The organism is Nostoc sphaeroides (genome assembly GCF_003443655.1).
In the GTDB taxonomy this organism is placed as follows: Bacteria; Cyanobacteriota; Cyanobacteriia; order Cyanobacteriales; family Nostocaceae; genus Nostoc; species Nostoc sphaeroides.
Genome location: NZ_CP031941.1, coordinates 5,628,525 through 5,652,936, shown reverse-complemented (window position 1 = coordinate 5,652,936; position 24,412 = coordinate 5,628,525). Strand labels below are relative to the sequence as shown.

The window sequence follows — 24,412 nt, the reverse complement described above, 5'->3', positions numbered from 1 at the left end:
GCTTGATAGAAGCAGGGGACTTAAACCCCTACCAATTGTTAAATTAAAGGTTAATGTCGCTTGCCAGTACTTGTGGTGCGCCTGTCAGCCCAATCTCAAACTCAGCTGACAGATCCCTATCAGTGTTAGCTTGAAGAATGCCTCCTGAATAACGAACCTGACTAGCTGCGGTAAATGCACCAGATCCAATGAAAGTAAAGGCTTGGTTGCCCCCTACAGTGGAGTTAGCATCAATGGTAGATAGATCGATCTGATCACCCGCAAAGATACTGTTTCCAACGAAGTCAGTGATAACATCCCGTAACAAACCAGCAGGACTATCTGAAACTGAGTTGAAATCGAAAATATCGTTACCAGCACCGCCAGTGAGAGAATCAGTCCCAGCACCGCCAGTGAGGATATCGCTGCCAGCATTGCCGTTGAGGACATCGTTGCCAGCATTGCCGTTGAGGACATCGTTGCCAGCATTGCCGTTGAGGACATCGTTGCCAGCATTGCCGTTGAGGGTGTCGCTACCAGCACCCCCATTTAGAATATCGCTGCCAGCATTGCCGTTAAGGATATCGCTGCCACCGCGCCCGTTTAGAATATCGTTGCCAGCATTACCATTTAGAATATCGCTGCCAGCACCCCCATTTAAGGCAGGGCGGAAGATAAGCGGGGAACCGTTGACGGTATTGTTGTCATTGAAAATGGTACCGTTGATAATTGCCATGAGTTAGTTTCTCCTGAATTTAGAGGGTAAAAAAATAACCGCGTCACTTCCCCATCAGAAAACGTGTTGCTGATTAAGAGTATGAATTTGGTTTCCCCCAAAGGCGCAAGGAAACAGTTTCAAGCATTTAATTTTGAATTTCACACTTTTATCCAGCAACGCCGAGAAAACAAGGCAACGAAATAGGGGAGCATCCCAATTTTGCACAAAGGTGTAAGTCAAAAGCGAATGAAGCGATAGCGTAATGAAGCAATCGCAAGATATGGGATTGCTTCACTCCACTACGTTGCGCTCGCAATGACAATTCATAATGTGGGTTTGATATAACTTACACATTTGGGATGCTCCCAGAAATAGTGAGTGGGAAGAGATAGCTGAACCACACCTAATTGCAACAGGTGTTTGCTGTTAAGCCTGAAGATTTGAGAAGATTTGAAAAACACTGGATTGATTGATGATGTTGGCATCAAAATTGTGCCAATAGTGATGTTATATTCTTGTACCTGATGTTTTCACTGGTTCTAGTAGTAGGCTGCTAGGAAAAAAGCAGATTTACTCCTACGAAATTGCATAGGTTTTAGAACATCTTGATTTTTTTCAGAATCACAAGACTATGATATTACCCTCAACGCTACTTTTTTCTATCTATAAGAAAGAGTAATTAGGCTTCTTTTATTACTTTCTCCGCAAAAAAATCTTAAACCTTTGTTCAGACAGGGTTGGTTTTACTTATTGAGATTTTTAGGGTGATTTTTATAGTTATCTATGAGGAAGTAATTGCCAATAAGTAAAAGCTTAGGTTTTTAAATTTGCTTCTGTTACTAATTAAGGAAATTACCAATCTTAAGCATGAAGCCAATATGACTACTTTTTTGCTAAGATATGTTTTATTGGTATTTAACTATGCTTAATTATAGCAATACCATCCTTGGCAGGTTAAACAGGAACATATTTTGTCAATTTGCCTAAATACAGAAATAAATTAGCCTAATAATCACTATAAAACGAAGAGGCAAGTTAAGCTTACCTCTCCGCACGACTGTTAAATTATTAGAGTTCTGCCTCGTGCCTGATTTTCAAGGCAGGTCTATTAAAACAATTCGCAATTCGCAATTCGCAATTCGCAATTCGCAATTCGCAATTCGCAATTCGCAATGACGCTCCTACGTCGCTAACGCTGCGCTAACGCAATTACGTTTTGTGACGGGGATTTAGATTTAGGCATTCAATTCGCGTTGCTTGATAGAAGCAGGGGACTTAAACCCCTACCACTTGTTAAATTAAAGGTTAATGTCGCTTGCCAGTACTTGTGGTGCGCCTGCCAGTCGAATCTCAAACTCAGCCGATAGATCCCCATCAGTGCTAGCTTGGAGAATACCTCCTGAATAACGAACCTGACCGGCTGCGGTGAATACGCCAGATCCAATGAAAGTGAAGGTTTGGTTGCCTCCTATAGTAGAGTTGGCGTCGATGTTAGATAGATCGATTACATCACCGGACAAGTTACCGTTGCCAAAAAAGTCAGTGATAACATCACGTCCAAATCCAGCAGGACTATCTGAAACTGAGTTGTACTGGAAACGATCATTACTTGATCCTCCAGTGAGAACATCAGCCCCACTACCGCCAACGATGCGATCGTTGCCAGCACCACCGATAAGGGTATCGTTGCCATTACCACCGCCAAGGACATCGTTGCCAGCACCACCGTTAATGATATCGTTACCATTACCGCCAACGAGGCTATCGTTGCCATTATCACCGCTTAGGTTATCGTTGCCATCACCGCCGACAAGAGTATCGTTACCATCGTTACCAAAGAGGCGATCATCGCCACCAGCACCGGTAAGGACATCGTTGCCAGTACCGCCAACGATACTATCCCTACCACCACCACCAGTAATGACATCGTTGCCAGTACCACCGAGAAGGGTATCATTGCCACCACCACCGGTAATGACATCGTTGCCACCACCGCCATCGATGCGATCGTTGCCCCTACCACCAAGAAGGACATCAGTGCCACTAGTGCCGTTAATGACCTTGTTACCACTACCGCCATTGACTTGGATAGTGTTGTTAGGAAGTTTGACGGTAATATCGTTGATGTTGGGAATAAGGTTAGAGAGATCGGGAATGGATACCATAAATTAGCTTCTCCTGAGTTTAAAGGGTAAAAATTACCTCGTCACTCCACCATCACTAAACGGTGTTGCTGATTAAGAGTATGAATTTCCTTTACCCCAAAGGCGCAAAGGAAAGAGTTTCAAATATTAAATTTTTGAATTTCACACTTTTATTCAGCAATGCCGAGAAAATAAGGTGATAAATAACGAGTGGTAAGAGATAACTGAACCATATCATCTGATTGGAACAGGTCTTTAACTGTTAAGTCCAAAGATTTTAGAAGCACTGCATATATTGATGATTTTGGCATCAAGATTGTACCAAGGGTCATTTCTATATCCTTGTGCTTTATGTATTCATTGGTTATAAGTACTAGGCTGCTAGGGAACAAGCAGGTTTTCTAGTAGAGAATCGCATAGCTTTTACGATATTCACAATCACAAGATTATGATATTACCCTCAAGGCTACTTTTTTCTATCTATAAGAAATAATAATTAATCCTCTTTTGTTCCTCTTGCCCAAAAAAAATCTGAAACCTTTGCTTAGATAGGGTTTTGTAATATATGTAGGAAGAATAAAGTCATGATAGTACTCTGGGGGTAGTTTGTTTTATTTATAAAAAAAAGTGGCATTACATTAATTACCACTTTTTTTATAAATTTATGATGAATTTTAACGAGGTAGAGGTAACCCTGTAACGGCTACTGCTCCCGCGATCGCACTGGCTGCGAGGGAAGTTAATGCTGTGCCAAATAACCACCATGCAGCATTTGCAACGGTTTTTTTAGTTTCTTGGGCTTGCTTTTTAGTTTGCTCTTGGATCGCTTTCAGGCGTTTTTTTGTTTCTTGTTGGATGCGTTCGGCTCGTTGTAGTACGCCATCTCGCGCCGCTTCTATTTGGTCGATAATCCTGTTAGCGTCCTGTTGAGAAATGTCTTCACGAGAACTTAATACAGCAATTAAAGTGTCACGATCAAATTGACTGAGGCGATCGCGCAATGCTTCAAATCCAGCTTGGGGATCGTCGAATACTTTTGCAAAGTCTTGCTTAATCCCTTCATAGTTAAGTTCGGAACGATCCAGGGAGTTGAGATAGTTACGAACTTTAGCAAAAACTCCATCTAGCACCGATTGCACCCTTTGCTGGATTTGCTGGAATTGTTCAACAATGGAGGTGCGAACCGACTCAATTTGATCCACAATCCGGTTAGCTTCTTCTTCTGAGATATCTTCCCGTTGGGATAACAGCGCCACAATTGTGGAACGGTCAAATTTAGAGGCGCGATCGCTTAAACTTCCAATTCCAGCGCGGGGAGAAGATAGCAGCAATTGCAAATCACGTTTTATTGCTTCTGGGTTGAGTTCTTCTTTGTTCGTGTTACGCAGATATTCTTCCAGATTGGCTTCAAAATCTAAAGCTTGTTGAGCAGTACGCTTGGCTAAACGTCGTGGCGCTCTCACAATATTAGCGATCGCATCTTGTGCTTGATCAATTATCTGATTAACTTGCTCTTGGCTCAAGTCTCCCCGTTGACTCACGAGTTTAACCAAGGTTTCTCGATCAACATGAGATAAGCGATCGCGCAGTGCTAAGGCTCCGGCTTTGGGATCATCGAGTAATTTTTCCAGATCCTTCCTGATCCCTTCGGGATCGAGTTCTTCTAAGTTGGTATTGCGGAGATATTCAGCGATCGCTTTTGTGGTTTTTTCGTACTGTTCTTTCGCTTGCTGCGGAACTTGCAAAATATTATCTCGGACTGCTTCAATCTGATCGAGAGTTTGGTTTATCTGTTCTTCGCTCAAATCTTGACGCTGATTGAGCAATTGTACTAGTGTATCCCGGTCAAATTGCGATAAGCGCGATCGTAAAAGGCTAATTCCAGCTTGGGGATCGTCTAGTAAAATTCTAAACTCACGTTTGATACTTTCGGGATTTAGTTCGTCCTTGTTAGTATTCCGCAAATAATCTTCAACTCTTTGGCGCAGTTCATCGGCTTTGGCTTTTGCTTGTTCTTGCAATTCTCTAGCACGATTTAAGAAATTATCGCGGTTGCTTTCGAGTTGACTAACAATATTATTAGCTTCCTCTTCGCTAATATCTTGACGCTGTTGGAGCAATTGTACATAAGTATCGCGGTCGAATTGCCCGAAGCGATTACTTAAATCTTCAAACCCAGCTTCTGGATCTTCCACCAACTTCTTAAAGTCTCGTTCAATACCTTCAGGGTTGAGTTCTTCTTTCCCCGTTGAACGCAGATAATCTTCTATGCGGGTGCGGAAATCTTGCCCTTGTTCTCGCCCTTGAGCCTGTTTTACAGTTTCTAAAACTTCCGAGCGATCGCTTTCCATTTGTTCGGAAATTTCTTTCACCCTAGCTTCACTGATATCACCTCGCTGCTTCAGCAAGTTGGCAAAATATTCAAGATTGATTTCTTCCAACTCCCGTCTTACAGTTGTCGGATCTGCATTAACGTCATAGATGACTTCTTTAAATTCATCTTTTAGGGTAATGCGGTTAAAATGCCAAGGGAAAGAATTCAAGATGTAGTCTTCTAAATCTGCCTTAATTGTGTTTTCGGGTGATATTGGCAACCTTGCAGATACTTGCTCAGTTGCTTGCTCTCTAAGCTTTTGGAGTTGTTCTGTGATTTGATTGACATCGACATCTTGAACTTTTTCTTTCAGTTTTTGCAACTGATTAGTAATTTTGTTCACATCGATATTAGAAAGGTTGACTCGCTCCAAAACTGCTGGTGCAGCCGCACTCAAGCCATATCGAATAGCTTGCTTGATTACACCATTGCCATTTCCACCTCCGACTGTAACCAGTTGTTGAAGGCGTTCACCTAATTGCTCTGAATTCAATTCTTCGGGTGTTGCAGACTTAAGTAAATTAATTACTTGCTCTGTGGGATTTTTGCGATTCAAAGCTTGTTGCCAAGCACCTTGAAATTGATCGGCAATGCGATTGATATCTTCTTGAGATAAATCAGCGCGACTGCTAATTAAATCAACAAATGTTTGACGATTGATATTTTGCAATAAGTCGCTGTTTGCAACAGATTGCAAATCTGTATCTTTCAGAAGCTGGTCAAATTGATTACGAATTTCCTTGATATCTAGCTTTGGTAGTTCCAGAGAACCTAAAGAACTTTGGAGTGTATTTCTAATCTCTTCAGGATTAAAACCTGAAGTTAATTCCCGTCTGACTGCGGCTGTAATATCTTCAGCAGTAGAAATTAACTGTTGTTTTGCAGCATTAGCACCTATACCAGCAGTTGCTGTCCCCATCAGGGTTTGGAAACCAGAAGTGACAGTACTAGCGATAGAACCAATAAAAGAACCTACTGCTGATGAACCGAACCAAATTACTAGTGAGAAATAGGTAGCCCAGATAACTACACCGATGATTGCACCTAGAGATTCGCTTTCGATTAAGCTAAGTTTTACCGCTAAAAAACAAGCAATAAATAATGCAATGCTAACGGTTAGTAACGCCCAAGCACCAATTTTGGTCTGAACTGAACGAATTTTACTACCCAAACTTTCTGAATCATCATCAGAATCTGAGTCAATTTCCCAAGATGAAATTCCGACAGCGACTGAAAAGTTTGTCAATAATAATTGAAAGGCAAATGCCATGAGAACTCCAGCCAGCAATGCTACCAAGAATTTAGGGCCAGAAAAAAGAACTGAGGCTTCCTCTGGAGTTAGTGCTTCCTGAGCTATTATTGGCGCTAATCCCAAAGATAGCCAGTTCCATCCCCAACTAGTTAAAAGACCTTGAAACATAGTGTTTTCTCACTTGCAGTAAATTAAATAACCATTGATAAAATGGCTTATTTCTCAATTTACTTGTCTGTTAGATAAGCTGGCACTTTCTTAGGTAATAAGTTTGCTTGCCAAAAGTCGTATTTTAGAAAAAATACATATTTTTACTAAAACAAAAAATGTAAAGTTTGGTAATTTTATATTAAATTATTTGGAAAAATCCAATTAGCTTGGTATTAGTAAAATTTGCCACCTAAACTTTAAACTAATACATAGTTAAACCTCATCTATGTTGAAACATAGAGTTTTTTAAAAGATATATTTATGTAGGTTGGGTGGAGTGAAACGCAACCCAACATTACCACCAAATTTTATGTTGGGTTACGCTATCGCTGCACCCAACCTACAAAACTACGCTTCTCAAGGTAGACGTGGTTGATATGTTTTTATTAAAAATTACATTTAATAGATAGGTTTGTAACAAAAACTTAGATAATTATAAAACTAATCTTTTAAAGATTATTTGGATAAACAAAACAATCAATATCTAATTGAACTCAAGCATAATTTATTTAATTATTAAAATTTGTTGCTATCTTTAGATAAAAACACGTATGTCTAATGATAGAGATAAAAATTCTTCCAAGCGATTGATGAAATGTAAAGATAAACATGTATTAATAAGGTCATTAGGAACTATAAATTAGTGAATAATTGATTTTTGCTGAGGAGAAAGAATAATGGTTGTAGGTGTACATAAACGTGGTGTAGGTGTATTTTCTCATCGTCGAGATGTTGAACATGCCCTACATGAATTAAAAAAAGTTGGTTTTGACATGAACAGAGTCTCTGTCATCACCCAGGATGGAGACAGAGATGATATTTCTGGGGCTGAAGTACGCGATCGCGTTGGTGACAAATCTGACGATGGCGCTAGAGTCGGAGCAGCTACAGGCGGTGCTTTGGGCGGATTGACTGGCTTATTAGTCGGTCTTGGTACTTTGGCAATTCCTGGAATCGGGCCAATTATGCTGGCTGGAGCCGCAGCAACAACCTTAGCTACTACTCTCGCTGGCGCTGGTATTGGTGCAGTAGCTGGTAGTTTGCTTGGTGCATTAGTTGGTTTAGGAATTCCCGAAGAACGAGCCAGAGTTTACGACGAACGCGTGAGACGGGGACATTATTTAGTCATCATAGATGGCACAGATACAGAAATCGCCAGAGCAGAAGCAATTTTACATCAGGGTGGTGTGGAAGAGTTTGGCATTTATGAGAACCCAGATGCTAGAAATACAAATGCTGATTATGTAGCTCCAACATCTAATGTGGCTCATAGTGGTGTAGCCAAACGCGCGATTGGAGTCTTTTCTCATCGTCGAGATGCAGAAGCAGCAATTACAGAATTACGAGATGCAGGTTTTCCCTTAAGTAGAGTCTCCATCATCGCCAAGGATACAAACGGTCATGGGATCGCTGGTGTAGATGTAGATAAAAATGTCGGTACAGGTAATAAAGCAGACGATGGTGTAAAAGCTGGAGCAGCTACAGGCGGAGTTTTAGGCGGCTTGACTGGCTTATTAGTTGGTCTTGGAACTTTAGCAATTCCTGGAATCGGGCCTGTGATTGCAGGTGGTGCAGCAGCGACGGCTATAGCATCAACATTGGCTGGGGGTGCAATTGGTGCAGCAGCTGGGGGTATTGTTGGCGGACTCGTTGGCTTGGGAATTCCTGAAGACAGGGCGCGAGTTTATAGCGATCGCTTCCAAAAAGGCGACTACTTGGTAATTATCGATGGTACCGAAGCTGAAATCCGCGAAGCTGAAGCGATTCTCAGACGTCGCGGTATTGAAGAATTTGCTATCTATGATGGCAGTGATTTAGGTGAACATCGCCCAGGTTTAGACCGAGTAACGCATCACGACACAGCAGTAGTGAATAGCGATCGCACCAATTATTCAACAGACCTTCATGGAGACGATCCTGCTGTAGTCATTATTGACCGTCGTGATGAAATACTCTAACCCCAGGTAGTTGTCACTTACACTAATTTCCTTTAATTTAAAGGAGCAAGAACATAAAAACTTTGCTCCTCATTTAAGAAACTTGCTCCTTACTTCTGCCGTGAATATCCACAAACTCGACAAGTTTCACTTTCCGATTGAGAATTAAATCTATGCAAAAGCTAACTCCCTTCTTAATTAGTTCACTTTTAATTTTTGGTGTTGCAGCTTGTGATAACGCTTCTAAAACAACTGTGTCTGCACCCGATCCTAATGAATCACCAACCGCACCAACCGCACAAACAACACAAGCTGCTCAACAAGACGCTCAAAGTGAAGTTCGCAGAAGACAACTTAATTCTGATATCCGTGCCCGTGAAGAGCGCAATAATGTCACTGGAGGCGATACAGACAGAGCTTCAGGTGACCTAGCAAGTCAAGTTCGCTCTAAGTTGGAGGCAAACATACCTAAAGGCCAACTAACAGTTAATGCCACAGACGATGGAACTGTTACTGTTGGAGGAACTGTAAACAATGAGCAAGAGTTGGCTAAGATTGAACCTTTATCTAAAGAAATTAAAGGTGTCAAAACTGTAGTTGTTAAAGCAACTGTTACTCCACCAAAAAGCTAAAGCAGCTAACAAGAAATTCACCTGAGTAGGTGGGCAAAAATAAATTGAGATGCTCCTACTCCGTCTTAGTAGTCAGTTATACTTATTACTGACTACTAAAAATTGACAACTGACGATCTGAATAATTATATTTATTGATGCTCACAGTTATACAACCTCTTTGTACTTACGGAAAATATAAATTATGGAAACCGCCGAACAACACCAACGTGAATCGATCAATGCTTCCTTATCACAAGGCACGCTAGCAATTGAAGGTACAGATACTACAAACTTGCCCAAGTTACCACCAGCCCGTGAACCGGAATCTCAATGGCAGCAAATTAGCAGACAAGTTTCTCAATTTTTGGAGCAATTACCCGAATATGTAGGTAGCTTTTTTAATAACTATAAGCAGCCTCTAACAACAGTTGGTTTGATTTTAGCGGCGATTGTTACAGCCAAGATAGTACTAGCAGTACTGGATGCAATCAATGATATTCCATTACTATCACCACTCTTTGAGTTAGTTGGAATCAGTTATGCCACTTGGTTTATTTCCCGTTATCTACTGAAGGCTTCAACTCGGCAAGAATTAGCCGATGAAATTCAATCACTGAAAAACCAGTTTGTGGGCGAATAAATTTATTAACCATTAAACTAGTAAACTGTGGCGTAAGTAGAGAGACGCGAAATTTCGCGTCTCTACAGGGTTTTGGTAACAAACTAATCAATCAGAATTAATGAAACAGACTACTAGTCTGTATCGTTCGCTAATTACATATATACAATCTAAATGTTCACATTCCCGACTTGTCTAAGAAGTCGGGAATTTTGTAACTATCCTATTTCGGATACAAAACGCAGTAGGGACACAATAATATTCATTGCTGTCAGTGTCAACTTCAGCTAAAATGCCTGTTTTATATGATGAACGGAAATTATATGTATTGAGCCGGACTTCAGATTAGTCTTTTGGATACATCAAAAGATAGAGAACATAACATTATATTTAATTTTAAATCACTTCTAAAGATAGTAGAACAAAGATGAAAAACAACCTAATCTAGGCTTTGAGGTTATTTAATAGATTCTTTAACGAGGACATAAATTATGGCTAATAATGAAGCAGTTAAGAGAGATATAGATTCATCTGATAGAGCTGAAGTAGATACATACGATCGCGGTATTATCCCAGCTGAAACAGCTGCTCGAATGGAAAGAGAAGGAAATACGTACAAAACACTCCCTACAGAAGAAAGGGAGGCAGATGCAGCTACCAATGACCAAACCGATCCAGACAGTATACGCACTACTGACGGATATACCGTGGACAAAGAAGGTTTGTTAAACAACTATGCAGTTGAACCGGAAATGTACTACGAAGAACCGGGTGATGCACGCAAACAAGCAGCAGAAGAAAAGGCAGCACGTATTGAAGAACTCGGAGAAGTTAATCAGGACGAGGAAGGGAAGTTGACCGAAAATAGTGACACACGCGGTAGAGGCCCAGGAATAATTTAATTACGACTATCCTTTTTGCTGGGTGTAATTATAGCGGTTCCCATTCAGATGCGGTACAACATTGTATTGCAAGGTGTAAGGGCACGGCACTGCCGTGCCCCTACGGGCGTACCTCACGTAAACGAAAACCGCTATACACCTAAGAAGGTTAAATAAGTGTTTTGTAGAGACGCAATAATTGCGTCTCTACTTATATTTATGGGCTATCGCAAAAGTTTTGATAGGTTTGTAGTAAGCACAAAGCGTGCTTGAATATTTGAGGACTAAAGTCCTCACTACAAACATATTTACCCCGCAAAATTAATGCGATAAACTACTAGATAATCAACGGCTCAAGTTCACGATCGCGCCATTGCCGCTGATACCATTCGGAAACCAAGGGACGGACAATAAACTTAGGATGACCTTCGCCTTTAACGTCAATGCGTAAACCTGAGCAAGGTCGCCGCTTCTGAGAACCTTGACCATTGCGACCAATGAAGAGATGCGAATCGCGCCACTAATCTATTTTCCTCCATCAAATCTGCTCCCTCAATCCTCTGGCGTCGCAAACTAAAGCCGCTACCGCCACAAACAATCCAGTGGATATGAGAATCAGCGTGTCCTGTATCCATTGTCTCCAGGTGTTCCAAGCAGTGCGCGTGACCGTTTAATACCAAATCGACCAAAGGACGCCCTTGTGTTAGGGAACCTATTTCTTTAGCTACCGCATCCAGCACACCACGGAGGCGATCGCGAATTATCAAAGTTTGTGCTTGCTGCCACTTTGTCGCTTCAGTTACATAAGGTGGATGATGGAAATAAATCACCCTTCCCCGAACTTCAGAGTTATTCCAAGATTCAATTAATTTTTGCTTAAGCCAGTCTAGTTGTTCAATGTCAGTCAGCGTTGTTTTATCAGCAGCTAATTGCTTGTCGATATCAACAATAATTTCTTCAATTTGTGACAGATTGGCGTGGTAGTCGTCTAATTGATCGGCTTCGCTGGGGTTTTCTGGACGAAGCTTGGCTGAGGTTTCAATGATTTGCTGCTTTTCTTGCTCCAAATCTTCACGACGTTTTTCTAAGAATCTGCGATCGGCATCGCCTTCTTTGGTTTTAGGTAGAGGCGGTGGATCGTTAAATGTATTTGAATCTAAGGCAAAGAAATCAATACTGCTATAGCGAAAAGTGTAGTAGCGATTGGGAAGCCGGGTAAAATGCCCAGGTTCATAGCTTAGACAATCACCTGTATCTGTCTTTGCAGTGTAGTACTTATCTAAGTGGCTGCCTAACTCTCCTGGAAGCTGAAATGCCTGAAGATAGTCCAGAAATGCTCGTGCGTAGGCTTCACCCGTTCCTGAACCATGCAAGCCTACATCTAGGTCTAAGCGCGATCGCAACAGGCGACGAATGGGTAATGTTGTCAGAGAGGCCAAGCTCAATAGAATCGGCAAGTTATAGTAATCGTGATTACCTGGTACAGGTAAAATGGGCAGTTTAAAAATCATCTGGTCATAAGCAATCTTTTGGGGATGCTCTCCCCCCAAGAGAAATTCTTGGTAAGGCTGGATGAAATTCTGCTGATAGTATTCACTCGATCCCACTAAATAGATCACATCCCCGGTATGCAGCATAAAACGGCATTCGCTGTGATGGGGCAACATAAGTTCAGCCACCTTTCGCTGAGGATTGTGCCCTCGGTGCTTGCCGGAACCACTATCACCTACAACTAAAAATGAGAACTCAGAATTGTCTGTTTGGCCATCCTCCAACACCAGCCGAGTTTGATCGATGTTCCGTTCCACAATTAACGGATCTTGCCATCGTACCCGTTGATTCATTTTACGGATTTTGTTAGCGATCGCTGGATCAGATACAAGTTTCAATGCAACCTACTCCTGAATGTTTTACAAGAGGTGATGAGGGGGATGAGGGGGATATCATTTCCCCTGCTCCCTCATCTTCCCCTGCTCCCTCACTCCTCTACCGTATCTTTCATCTCAATAGTCAGATTAGGGAGTCCCTCTAGTTTTTCGGTAGGCTCAACTTCTTCTACTAATGGCACAAAAATGTTCAGACCTGCTGGTACACACTTAATTTCTACAGGAGTTGTGCCCACTATTTCACCATCTAGAACAACCTTTTGTGGTGGCTCAGTTGTAATTTTAAATTCTTTGGCTCGCAGGAAGCCAATATCATTTCGCTCGACAGCGTTACCCGTAGAAGCCGTTTGGAATAGATGAAATGTAGCTGCGATCGCTCCTGCTTTGTTAACTGGAGCTACAATCGTTAAATCTAGTAAGCCATCATCATAAATCAGACCTGCTGGGCCTTGAGCCAAGACTGAAGTAGGAGGCGCGGCATTTGCTACTGTGACTGCACAGGCACTAGTTTTAATTATCCTGTCTTCTGTTTCAATTTCAACATCAAAGTTTTTTAAATTTCTCAGTTGCTGAATTCCAGCGAAAACGTAGGCCATCATGCCAAAGCGATTCTTGGCATCTCTGTCTGCCAATTCTACAGTTTCAGCTTCAAAGCCAATACCTGCCAAAAGTACCATTGGTCGATCGTTGCAATAGGCTACGTCTACATGGCGGGTTCCTCCCTGCAAAATTGTCTCGCACGCACCTGCGATCGTGTCAGGAATTCCTAAAGCTGTAGCAAAAGCGTTTGCTGTTCCTCTAGAAATGATGCCAAATGCAATATCAGTACCCACTACAGCCGCCGCCGCCGCCGAGAGAGTGCCATCTCCCCCCGAAGCAATGATTGCATCTACTCCCCTCGCTACTGCTGCATAAGCCAGTTCGTCAGCGTCGATTTCTTCAGTTGTGAGATAAATATCTAGGTCAATTTCTGGCTCTAATATTGCCCGAATTTCTGCCAGTTCTATATCTGGGTCACCCTGACCCGCAACTGGATTAAAAATGAGGCAGGCGGTACGATTCATAAAATATAAAGGCTAAACTTAGATCACTAAAATACCAAATTATTTCTAGCATTCTCGTGAAATTTCCGCTTCCTTCTGGCGGCTGGTTTTCCTTTTGTAAGAAGTCTTTTGCGTTGGAACATACCAATGCTGACGCGTATTTAAGTATCTTTTGTCTTTATTGAAACAATAAAAATTTTGCCATGCGTCAATTATTACTAGTTTTAGCAAGTATGCTAACTCTCAGCAGTTTAAATACTCCCACCGTGACAATAGCAGGCACAACGCCTGATTTACGGGAAATACGCTTAGTACAAAGAGTCAACTGCAATAATGCTCAAACTCAAACAGCAATTAATGAATGCGCCAAGTTATCTTATCAAAGGGCAGATAAAAAACTGAATCGAGCCTATCAACAATTGCTACCTACTTTAGAAACGTCTAGAAAACAGAAATTGATTGCTGCACAACTTGCATGGCTCAAGTTTCGAGATACCAATTGTGAGTTTGAGAGAAGCAGATATGATGGAGGAAGTATTGCCCCTAGCATTTATTTTGGTTGTCTAGAAAATATTACAAAAGTACGTACCCAAGAATTACAGGAATATCTTAAATCTGACCCTTAAAAAGTCAAATAAAACCCAATACGAGAGTCATTAATCATTAGTCCAATAAAAATCACGCCCACAAAAGGCGTGGTTTGAATTAGTCTGATATTAATGAGATAATTTAAACCTTCGACTGAGCGATCGCAAACCTCTTACGCCAAAGCCCCGACTGAAGTTGCTCACTCTGCTTTCATATTTAACCAGCCAAATAGCTGTTCTACTGTCAATTTTAAATCAACACCATCTAGAACGTCATTAATTCCATCAATCAACTTAGCCTGAAGTCGGGAGTGGCGGGTTTTCGGCATTGGTTTTAAGATAATCTCACCATCAATATAAAGGCTTGCAGGCTTTGTTTCTGGTAACTTCAAAAATTCCTCTAGGGTTAGAGATGCAGATTTTGCAACACTCAATAATTTCTGCTACTCCGAAAGTCCTACATTCAGTTTATAGTAGTTTTGAACGCACCCCATCTAAATCAGAGATTATAGATGGGGATTCTTTCGCTAAGAAGCTATAAGACTTCTCAACGTTCCCAGAGTTACTGGCGTTCTCAGTGTGTCGTTAGAACTTTTGCTTACGAACACTCTAGAAAAAGTTTTATCACCTGTGATTAGGCAATACCAATATCTAGCACCAATATTATAAGCTGCGGATAGATCCGCGTTATAAAGCTTGCCTGTCGTAAATTTGGCTAGAGAATAATTGTTTTTATCACGCTTAACTTTACCGCTTCCGTCCATTGCATAGGCACTGGTATATTTGGGATTAATAGCTTGAACTTGTCCCCCTAACTCAGCCCATCTATCTGTGATTATCTCAACGATTTTGGCATGACACCACAGATGAAATTTCTGTTTTAGTAGAGAACCCTTCTTACCAGCTTTCGCCTTCCAACCAGACAAGCTCTCAATCACAATTACTTTGACATTATGATTTTTCGCCAAATCAACAATACTTCTAGCAACGTAACGTGAGATTTCTAAATTAATATGTGAGGACTTGCGATAAAGTCCCTTACAGAATCCTTTCTCAGGTTTAGTTTTAGTAATATTTTGAGTCTGTTTAGACTTTTTGGCAATCATCATTCGGCGTTGATTACGACGGTCTATGTCTCTAGCGGGATTAATGAATTTCCTAGCCTTTACAGTACCGTTCTTTCCTACTACCGAAGCTGTTGCCGCATTATTAATGCCTAAATCAACACTAACTACATAATCAGAATCCTCCCGATTAATTTTGTCAATTTTTACTGGCATTGATAGTTGGCATTTGTTTTTGTTTACCACTAATGCAGGTGAACAAATTTCATTGCCATCTGTTAAATGTCGATTCAACCCGTGACGTTTTACCTTAATTCCACTAAGCCATACCCAATCAGTTCCACTCCAAACCTTAATATCAACTGTTTGGTAGTTCAGGTTATAGCGAATCTGTTGACCTTTATACAAGGCTGGATAGGTATGAACAAAAGCAGTTAGACGTGGTGGTTTTGCATCCCGTCTTGATCTAATCCCACGTTGCCAATCCCTATAACGAGTTTGAAAACTTGAGACAATTCCAATAGCATCCGCAATCGCAGCCCGTCTTAAATAACTGGGAAACTTACGATGCGATGGATGAGTTTTAATGATTGATTGAAAATATTTATGCTTTGGGTTGGGGTTATCTGCTGTTTTGTGAATCATTTTCTCAACAGCATTTACCCTATCCTTTGCCGTTAAATCAGACAGGTTAAGCCATTGAGCATTTACTATTATTACCAATGGTAAAAGGTATTTACGATACTCCTCAATCGTTAAAAGCATTTGATCTTTCTCAGATTTTAGAGTTACTAAATCCCAAACATCAGTTCTAATTAGTTCTGGCGGTTTTTTAGATTTATGCCGCTTAGTTTTTTTCTTACTCATGACTTCAGCCTCGACCTTGACTTAGGTCATAGTATCAGATACCATTTATAGTTGTCAACTTAGCTCTTTGATTAGTTAATGGAAAAGAAACAGGCATTAAAAACCCGCAGTAACAGTGCATTCAGACTTATTTACCACTTGGTTCTAGTAACTAAATTTCGGAGAACGTCAATAAATTCTGAGATGCTGGATAGAATAAATATCATTATCAAAGAACTTTTAACCAAGTGGGAGTGTGAGTTAATCGAATTTGGTGGAGAGGCTGATCATATTCACACACTGCTCGAAACTCACCCGTCTGTTGACCTATCAAAATTAGTGAACAATATTAAAACAGTTACATCTCGTCGATTACGTTCTGAGTATAGTGAGCATTTATCTAAGTTTTACTGGGGAACTAAACCACAATTTTGGTCTAGTTCTTACGCAATTATCAGTGTTGGCGCACAAGCACCATTATCACGGCTAATCGAGTATGTACAGAATCAAGAAAAACCGGAATAGCTGTTGCTGCGCTTTTTATATTGGTTTCGCTTACCCCACCTAAAATGTAAATATTTTTATAGTATTTTTAGGTGGGGACTGCGCTCAACATTTTTGTTCAATCCATGCACCGTGTATTTTCATTGTCTTAGAGTAATAAATATAGTGGATCGTACCGTAATAATGCTGTATTAAATAGAATTCTTTGAGATTCCTGTAACAAACTTTAGGTAAAGAATTGTAATCCAAAATCCAAAATCCAAAATTCAAAATTGGTATCAGTCCCTGACTACGGTAGTCTAGATGAGAGTGAATTTATCGCCGTTTGATATATTGTTTTATGACTTCAGTTGTTTCTAGTCCCCCACGCACTATTCGGATTGGTTCACGCAAAAGCCAACTTGCTCTGGTTCAAACCTACTGGGTACAAGAGCAACTCCAGAAAGCCTTTCCTGATATCACTTTTGAAGTCCACACCATGTCTACCCAAGGCGATAAAATCTTGGATGTAGCATTAGCTAAGATTGGCGATAAAGGACTTTTTACTAAAGAACTTGAAGTTGGAATGCTCAATCAGGAGATTGACTTTGCCGTTCATTCTCTCAAGGATCTGCCAACTCACTTACCTGAAGGGTTAACACTGGCAGCAATTACTGAACGGGAAAATCCAGCAGATGCATTAGTGGTGCATGAAAAGCACAAAGATAAACAAATTGATACATTGCCAGAAGGTGCGGTAATTGGTACATCTTCGCTGCGGCGGTTAGCACAGTTACGCCATCACTTCCCGCACTTTAGTTTTAAGGATGTCCGGGGAAACTTGATTACACGGTTGGCAAAACTGGATGCAGGCGAATACGATGCTTTGATTTTGGCAGCAGCAGGGTTAGAGAGATTGGGAATGGGCGATCGCGTTCATCAAATTCTCCCCAAAGAAATCTCCCTTCACGCTGTAGGACAAGGTGCTTTGGGGATAGAATGCCGTGCTGATGATAGTGAAGTGCTATCTCTACTCAAAGCGATCGAACATCCCGAAACACGCGATCGCTGTCTCGCGGAACGATCTTTTTTACGCTCTTTAGAGGGCGGCTGTCAAGTACCTATTGGTGTAAATACAGAAATATCTGGTGAGAATTTGACATTAACAGGGATCGTCGCCAGTGTAGATGGTCAAAAGTTCGTAAAAGATACCGTCACTGGAATTGCCAATAATGCTGAAGCGCTAGGCATAGAACTAGCAGAACTATTGCGGCAACAAGGAGCGCAAGAAATTTTATCAGAAATTTTTGCGGTGATTCAACGCGGTTCTTAAACAATTGGGCAAGCCGATGTGATTAGATAAGAATTGATCGCGGTTGCACAAAAGATGTGCCAGACGCGACAAGAGTTAATTTGACAATATAGACTCAGGGAAGCAAAAATTACCATGCGGATTCTATTTGTTGCAGCAGAGGCAGCACCCATTGCCAAAGTAGGAGGAATGGGTGATGTTGTCGGGGCATTACCCAAATTTCTGAGAGAAATGGGGCATGATGTGCGGATATTTTTGCCTTACTATGGCTTCCTGCCAGACAAAATGGAAATTCCTAAAGAACCCATCTGGCGGGGATCTGCCATGTTCCAGGAATTTGCTGTTTATGAAAGCGTTCTGCCTGGTACTGATGTTCCCTTGTACTTATTTGGACATCCCGCCTTCCTACCCCGCCGGATTTATTCTGGAGATGATGAAGACTGGCGGTTTACCTTTTTTGCTAATGGTGCAGCCGAGTTTGCCTGGAATTACTGGAAACCGGAAATTATCCATTGTCACGATTGGCATACGGGGATGATTCCCGTGTGGATGCACCAAGATCCTGATATCACCACAGTCTTTACCATTCATAATCTGGCTTATCAAGGGCCGTGGCGTTGGTATTTAGAAAAAATTACTTGGTGTCCTTGGTATATGCAAGGACACAACACAATGGCGGCGGCGGTGCAATTTGCCAATAAGGTAAATACAGTTTCGCCCACTTATGCCGAGCAAATCAAGACACCTACTTACGGTGAAACATTAGAAGGTTTGCTGTCTTTTATTAGCGGTAAATTATCTGGGATTATCAACGGTATTGATACTGAAGTTTATAACCCAGAAAATGACAAATACATTGCCCAAACCTTTACTGCTGATACTTTAGAGAAACGCAAAGCCAACAAAATTGCTTTGCAAGAAGAAGTAGGATTAGAAGTCAACTCCAAAGCCTTTTTAATTGGGATTGTGACCCGATTAGTGGAACAAAAAGGCATTGACTTGATATTGCAAATCCTCGATCGCTTCCTTTCTTATACAGATGCACAGTTTGTGCTGTTAGGGACAGGCGATCGCTACTATGAAACTCAGATGTGGCAATTAGCATCCCGCTTTCCCGGACGCATGGCAACTTATTTACTGTATAACGATGCCCTCTCTCGCCGCATCTACGCTGGTACTGACGCTTTCTTGATGCCTAGTCGTTTTGAACCATGCGGTATCAGCCAAATGATGTCTTTACGCTACGGTTCTGTGCCCATTGTCCGCCGCACAGGTGGATTAGTTGACACCGTAAGCCATCACGACCCCGAAAATGCAGCAGGCACCGGTTATTGCTTTGACCGCTATGAACCGCTAGACCTTTTCACCTGTATGATCCGGGCTTGGGAAGGCTTCCGTTTTAAACCACAATGGCAAGAACTACAAAAGCGGGGCATGAGTGAAGACTTTAGTTGGTATCAATCTGCCAAAGAGTACGTGAAGTTGTACAGGTCAATTTACGGTTTGCCAGAAGAAGAGGAGACACCACAACCAGAGTTAGTCTTAAACGAAGCGATCGCTAATAGCAAGTCATAAACTCTGTAGGGGCATACAGATGTATCATACGTGCCAACTCTAATTTTTTAGACTCATGATAGCATTGTTCAGATTAGCCTGATATCTGAAGATGCTAATCATGAGTTTTTTTGTTTCTGAAACAATTTTTTTAGTAATACCAATTTGAAAAAAGAATCCGACAAATAGACCATTTGTAGAGACGCGATTCATCGCGTCTTTACCCAAGGATGTGTTGCAATCATTAATTGAATTGGTATAAGTATTTAATATTAGTTTTTTCCTTTCACCAGATAAAAATCTGAACCCTTTGTTGTGGTTAGTTCTTTTAAATATAGGGATAGCTTGAACTGAACCAAGTTCAACCCAAACTACAAATAGTTTATTTTTTCAGATTAATCAAAGAGCGCTGTTTAATTATGCTTACCTACTTAATTGCGTAGTCTGTGAGATTCCTGAGCTTTTCTTAAGGAATCTCATCTTTCTTATTTTATTTTGATGAATATTGGATAAACTTAAAAAAAATTTTTTGTAAAGTTATAAGTATTCATATATAGATAATTGTATATTATTTGTTGTATTGAGCTACCAATTCTCCTCTTTATATTCTCCCTTGTTTTAAAGCTTTTACTAGGAAAATATCGATTGCTGTATATAACACAGTTAATAACTTTAGAAAATGAATTAGCCTTTGTTGGATTACCAAAATGCTAGCAAAAAAAACTCAGACGCAGCCTATTTATAATATTCCTTCAATCAGGAATTATCGATGGTCAACTCATCTTGATTTTTTAAGAGGTTTAGCTTCTTTATTAGTTTTCATCGGTCATACAAGAATTCTATTATTTATAGAATATTCAGAAATTATTAATCCTAATTTTTTGATAAAAAGGTTAAATTCATTAACAGTATTGGGTCATCAATCTGTAATGATTTTTTTTGTGTTGAGTGGATTTTTTATTTCAGCTAGTGTAATCAGGAGAATTAAACAAAAGCAATGGTCTTGGGTTAATTATTTAGTAGATCGTTTAACACGCTTATATATAGTATTAATTCCTGCTTTATTGCTCTCTTCTGTTTGGGATTATCTCGGTATAAAAATATTTGGTACTGGACAAGACAGCTTTTATGGAGAAAAGTTTCACAACGGTCATTTAGCAACTTATAAAATTTTGGAAAATTTCACATTTCAAAATGCTTTGGGAACTCTAGTTTTTTTGCAAACAATTTTTGTAGATTTATTTGGTTCAAATAAAGCAGTTTGGAGTTTAGCCTATGAATTTTGGTACTATATACTTTTTCCTGCAATCATCCTATTCTTTTGTGTTAAATCCTTAAAAGCCCGTATTTTATACGCTTTATTGGCTTCAGGGATATTATTAATGGTTGGTTCGGAAATTAGAATTTATTTTCTGGTTTGGCTTATGGGAGCATTAGTTAGTATATCTCATCCTTCTAAATATCTTAATAACAAGAAGCTACTAAATTTACTCACTATTTTGTCTATACTAATCTTGGGCATTGCCTTAATGATTGAACGTTTTATTGGTCGAGAGATAGGAGATTTTTTCATAGGAAGTTCTACTGCTGTCATGATATATCTTCTAGTTAATAGTCGTAGTCAAATAAGACAAGAAGGAGCATACGAAAAATTTTCTAAAGGTTTAGCAGGATGTTCATACACTCTTTATCTTGTCCACATGCCGATCCTGTGCTTTATCAGAGCATGTGTAATTGGCGATCGCCCTTGGCAACCAGATATTTTTCACGTATTCTTGGCGCTTATTATAGTTGTATTTGTATTTTTATATGCGGTTGTCATCGCACATTTTACTGAGGCAAAAACAGACAAGTTTAGAAATCTAATCATGTCTTGGATAAACAATAGACGTTTAAATCAAGCTTAACTGTATTAATCCAATATTTTGGTAAATTTGCTTGCATTGGGATGCTCCCTCCCGATCGACGTCTCTACAACAATATAATTACTCATCGCTTTCGCCTTAATTAAACAGTCACCATCTTTAGCACAATACGTTTCAGTTAAGGTTAGCACTCTTTGTCAAAGCCGTTTTTTTAACGAACCACAGAGGCGCAGAGGACACAGAGAGAAAAAAAAATTACTTAACTAAACTGTATTGATTGTTAGCACACATTTCCTGTTGAAGGTAATTTTGCCACGGAGTAAGCCAGCATTTAAAAGCACCCGTAATCATGGCAACCAAAAGGCCAGAGATACAGGACAACAGACAGTGAATCAATCAGGTGTTGAAGCTGACCACTAATCGTTGTAATGTTTAGAATGTTTATATACCAAAAACTTTAAAAAGAAAAAACTCGCAAAACATCATCCGCAGGAGTAATAAGTAGGAGTCAGAAGATTGATAGACGCAATGGACTTTTTTCAGTTAAGTGCTGGTAAGTGGCGATCGCAACGTGCAACTCATCACTTACCCTTCAAGCGCTCAGAAACAGGAGAATCGGATATACAGGTAGAAACTCTGGATGCCAATCATCCCGAAATCATTGAACTATGCCAGTATCATCAGATTGACCCCAGTCTTTCAGTAGGTGGATCACGCGTACGTTGGCTGGGCACAATGGCTTGGGATAGAGAAAATGAGGAGAACCATGAAGGGAAAACCATATTTGCGATCGTGCCTGATGGCGATAACCCAAGAGCTGGTAAATTACTCCGTGAAAGAGGCTATGCCGAAATTATGCCTGTAGTCGGTCTTTTTCACATGGATGATGAAGATGGGCTAGTGTTGACAACCGAATACGAAACAATGAGTTCCATTGAGAGATTCTGGTTCGCCAGCCCAAATATGCGAATGCGAACCAGTACAGTGAAACGCTTTGGTGGCTTTAGCACTGCATCATTTTGTACTGAAACCCGTATTGAAACTTCTGTTGAGGTTTCTAGTACAGAAGAAGTAACAGAAATTGGGTCGGATGTTCTGGAAAAAAGACAGTTTTATTCAGTTTTGGGCTGGTGAATGATTCTCAAGCAGACCGATGCTTTTACTCGTGGCCGAGATTATCTGCATTTGGTACGGGGCTTTGCCCTAGAACCTGGTATGGTGGATGTGTTCGATAACGTGCGCGATCGCATCCCCATTTGTACTTGGATCGGCGATAATATTAACACCGTTAACGCTCAGATCAATGCCTATCTAGAGCTTTGTCATGAGTGCTTTCATCCCCAAGAGCGTCGCCACATCCAAATTTTTGCAGTACCCATAGCTCAATCCTTCGGCATCGACGGGCTGTGCAACATTCTCACAAACCCAATCACTATTCTGGTAGATGTCGGTCGAGTTGCACCTAGAGACTGGTTTGGTGTAGTTATCCATGAATATGCCCATGCCCATGTAGCAGACTTTGGTCACAATCAGCAGTTTGCTAGCATCCTATCTCATCTATGTTTAGGACTGGGATTGGAACCACCTTACTGGGAGGGAGGGATGGAAGCAACTTTACGTAGTTGGCCTTACTGTAAGTCAACCATAGATCCCCTGGAATTTTGGGTAGGTCAAGGGAGTAGGGAGTAGGGGGAGTAGGGGGAGTGGGGGGAGTCGGGGGACAGGAGATGAGAACTTGCAACAAGTCTTTCCCCTTGTCCTTAATTTTTCATTCCCCACTCCCCATTCCCCACTCCCCATTCCCCATTCCCCATTCCCCACTCCCCATTAATTTCTTTTGCTATATGTTAAAAATTATTGCTTTATTTCAAAAAGGTGAAACTGAATCTTCTAATCTGAAGTATGTGAACAAAGTTTTTTAGGTAGTTATTAGGTTGAAAGCCGCACTTCCTTTATAGATTAGCTATGGGTTGAATCCAACAAGCTAATCCTTGTTTTTTGGAATAGTTAAATCCCCTTAGTTAAGTTTCGTGAAATTTTATCAGATTCTGAAGTTCTGATACAACTACTCCCTTAATATATGATTTAAAGTTGTTAACTTTAATTAAGAATATGGAGGCTTTAGAGTGGCAATTCCTCTGTTAACATACGACCCTTCAAGTCAAAACCAGCGTGTAGCTGCATACGAAGTACCGGGTGATGAACAGCCCAGGATTTTTAGTACAGACAATTTGCTTTCTCCGTCAGATTTAGATGTTCTGATCGAAGCAGCATATCGTCAAATTTTCTTTCATGCCTTTGCTGCCGATCGCGAAACATATTTAGAGTCTCAACTACGTAATGGACAAATTACAGTCCGGGACTTTATTCGTGGGTTGGTGCTTTCTAATACCTTTAAGAAAAGCTTCTATGACCTCAACAATAATTATCGCTTTGTTGAGCAAGTAATCCAGCGCGTTCTAGGACGCGACCCATACAGTGAGCGGGAAAAAATTGCCTGGTCAATTGTAGTCGCTACCAAGGGTATTAGAGGGTTTATTGATGAAGTCCTCAACACTGAAGAGTACCTGAGCAATTTTGGAGACTCCACAGTGCCTTATCAACGCCGTCGGATACTGCCATCTCAATCTGCGGGTGAGTTGCCATTCAACATCAAATCTCCGCGATACGAAGCTTACCATCGTACCAAACTGGGTTTCCCCCAAATCATTTGGCAAGTCGAAGTACGCAGATTCCTTCCACAAGAACGAAAGCCCAAGGCAGGCGATCCAGCTCTATTCTTGTCAATGGCACAAAGTGTCAATGCAACTGGCAATCCTCCACAAAGGATCTCGTCATTCAACATCGATATCGAAAAGTCTGTACCTTATCGGCAACTGGCAGGAATTAAATAACGATTTTTGTTCGACAGCTGAGTAGTACATCCATTTGATCATTTTATAGCGTGCATAAGTCTTGGGTTAGTTAGGAGTTTCATTTAGGTAGAACTAGTGGAACAGACTCTATCCCATGTCTGATGCACGCTAGTTGTTAAAGGGAATTGG

The 24,412-nt window shown here is 40.8% G+C and carries 20 protein-coding genes and 1 pseudogene; 13 read left to right on the top strand and 8 right to left on the bottom strand.

Annotated features, from left to right (window positions below; genetic code table 11):
- Positions 1–43: 43 nt before the first annotated feature.
- From D1367_RS25265 to D1367_RS25255, 4 genes are all read right to left on the bottom strand, one after another.
- Positions 44–715: a calcium-binding protein gene (locus D1367_RS25265; protein WP_118169187.1), complete on the bottom strand. Its 672-nt coding sequence runs from the start codon at positions 713–715 to the stop codon at positions 44–46.
- A gap of 1,280 nt (positions 716–1,995) precedes the next feature.
- On the bottom strand, positions 1,996–2,862 hold the full coding sequence (locus D1367_RS25260; RefSeq protein ID WP_118169185.1) for a calcium-binding protein: 867 nt from the start codon (positions 2,860–2,862) through the stop codon (positions 1,996–1,998).
- Between the two features lie 149 nt (positions 2,863–3,011).
- Positions 3,012–3,173 carry a hypothetical protein gene (locus D1367_RS31290; RefSeq protein WP_181984957.1) on the bottom strand — a complete coding sequence of 54 codons (162 nt, stop codon included), beginning with the start codon at positions 3,171–3,173 and terminating at the stop codon, positions 3,012–3,014.
- A gap of 342 nt (positions 3,174–3,515) precedes the next feature.
- A complete protein-coding gene (locus D1367_RS25255; protein ID WP_118169183.1) occupies positions 3,516–6,635 on the bottom strand; it encodes an MFS transporter in 3,120 nt (1,039 codons plus the stop codon).
- Between the two features lie 719 nt (positions 6,636–7,354).
- On the opposite strand from D1367_RS25255, the gene D1367_RS25250 reads away from it, so the two are divergent.
- From D1367_RS25250 to D1367_RS25235, 4 genes are all read left to right on the top strand, one after another.
- Positions 7,355–8,635, top strand: a complete 1,281-nt coding sequence (locus D1367_RS25250) for a histidine kinase (protein ID WP_118169180.1) — start codon at positions 7,355–7,357, stop codon at positions 8,633–8,635.
- A gap of 152 nt (positions 8,636–8,787) precedes the next feature.
- Complete coding sequence (locus tag D1367_RS25245; protein ID WP_118169178.1) at positions 8,788–9,246, top strand: BON domain-containing protein; 459 nt, start codon at positions 8,788–8,790, stop codon at positions 9,244–9,246.
- A 184-nt stretch (positions 9,247–9,430) separates the two neighbouring features.
- The gene (locus D1367_RS25240; RefSeq protein WP_118169175.1) at positions 9,431–9,868 is read left to right on the top strand and encodes a CAAD domain-containing protein; all 438 of its coding nucleotides are present in this window, start codon (positions 9,431–9,433) and stop codon (positions 9,866–9,868) included.
- Between the two features lie 470 nt (positions 9,869–10,338).
- Positions 10,339–10,749: a hypothetical protein gene (locus tag D1367_RS25235; protein WP_118169173.1), complete on the top strand. Its 411-nt coding sequence runs from the start codon at positions 10,339–10,341 to the stop codon at positions 10,747–10,749.
- A 316-nt stretch (positions 10,750–11,065) separates the two neighbouring features.
- On the opposite strand, the pseudogene D1367_RS25230 reads toward D1367_RS25235, so the two are convergent.
- Together D1367_RS25230 and D1367_RS25225 are read right to left on the bottom strand one after the other, a co-directional pair.
- Positions 11,066–12,617 (bottom strand): annotated as a pseudogene (locus tag D1367_RS25230) (metallophosphoesterase family protein).
- An 89-nt stretch (positions 12,618–12,706) separates the two neighbouring features.
- A complete protein-coding gene (locus D1367_RS25225; protein ID WP_118169171.1) occupies positions 12,707–13,678 on the bottom strand; it encodes a YegS/Rv2252/BmrU family lipid kinase in 972 nt (323 codons plus the stop codon).
- A gap of 182 nt (positions 13,679–13,860) precedes the next feature.
- On the opposite strand from D1367_RS25225, the gene D1367_RS25220 reads away from it, so the two are divergent.
- Positions 13,861–14,283, top strand: a complete 423-nt coding sequence (locus D1367_RS25220) for a lysozyme inhibitor LprI family protein (protein WP_118169169.1) — start codon at positions 13,861–13,863, stop codon at positions 14,281–14,283.
- A gap of 161 nt (positions 14,284–14,444) precedes the next feature.
- On the opposite strand, the gene D1367_RS25215 is transcribed toward D1367_RS25220, so the two are convergent.
- Positions 14,445–14,678 carry a Uma2 family endonuclease gene (locus tag D1367_RS25215; protein ID WP_118169167.1) on the bottom strand — a complete coding sequence of 78 codons (234 nt, stop codon included), beginning with the start codon at positions 14,676–14,678 and terminating at the stop codon, positions 14,445–14,447.
- A gap of 93 nt (positions 14,679–14,771) precedes the next feature.
- Positions 14,772–16,175 (bottom strand): IS200/IS605 family accessory protein TnpB-related protein, encoded by a 1,404-nt coding sequence (locus D1367_RS25210; RefSeq protein ID WP_118169165.1) that lies wholly within the window; start codon positions 16,173–16,175, stop codon positions 14,772–14,774.
- A gap of 78 nt (positions 16,176–16,253) precedes the next feature.
- Between D1367_RS25210 and tnpA the strand changes: the two genes are divergently transcribed.
- From tnpA to D1367_RS25175, 8 genes are all read left to right on the top strand, one after another.
- On the top strand, positions 16,254–16,679 hold the full coding sequence (tnpA, locus tag D1367_RS25205; RefSeq protein WP_118169163.1) for an IS200/IS605 family transposase: 426 nt from the start codon (positions 16,254–16,256) through the stop codon (positions 16,677–16,679).
- Positions 16,680–16,998: 319 nt separating this feature from the next.
- Positions 16,999–17,970 carry a hydroxymethylbilane synthase gene (gene hemC, locus D1367_RS25200; protein WP_118169161.1) on the top strand — a complete coding sequence of 324 codons (972 nt, stop codon included), beginning with the start codon at positions 16,999–17,001 and terminating at the stop codon, positions 17,968–17,970.
- A 114-nt stretch (positions 17,971–18,084) separates the two neighbouring features.
- Complete coding sequence (gene glgA / locus D1367_RS25195) at positions 18,085–19,524, top strand: glycogen synthase GlgA (protein ID WP_118169159.1); 1,440 nt, start codon at positions 18,085–18,087, stop codon at positions 19,522–19,524.
- A 686-nt stretch (positions 19,525–20,210) separates the two neighbouring features.
- On the top strand, positions 20,211–21,410 hold the full coding sequence (locus D1367_RS25190; protein WP_118169157.1) for an acyltransferase family protein: 1,200 nt from the start codon (positions 20,211–20,213) through the stop codon (positions 21,408–21,410).
- Positions 21,411–21,641: 231 nt separating this feature from the next.
- A complete protein-coding gene (locus tag D1367_RS31285) occupies positions 21,642–21,788 on the top strand; it encodes a hypothetical protein (protein ID WP_181984956.1) in 147 nt (48 codons plus the stop codon).
- A 99-nt stretch (positions 21,789–21,887) separates the two neighbouring features.
- Positions 21,888–22,502, top strand: coding sequence for a phycobiliprotein lyase (locus D1367_RS25185; RefSeq protein WP_118171652.1), 615 nt, complete (start codon positions 21,888–21,890; stop codon positions 22,500–22,502).
- Positions 22,503–23,057 (top strand): hypothetical protein, encoded by a 555-nt coding sequence (locus tag D1367_RS25180; RefSeq protein ID WP_118169155.1) that lies wholly within the window; start codon positions 22,503–22,505, stop codon positions 23,055–23,057.
- Positions 23,058–23,494: 437 nt separating this feature from the next.
- Entirely contained in the window at positions 23,495–24,262 is a 768-nt protein-coding gene (locus D1367_RS25175) for a phycobilisome rod-core linker polypeptide (RefSeq protein ID WP_118169153.1), read from the top strand.
- The last annotated feature ends 150 nt before the right edge of the window (positions 24,263–24,412 follow it).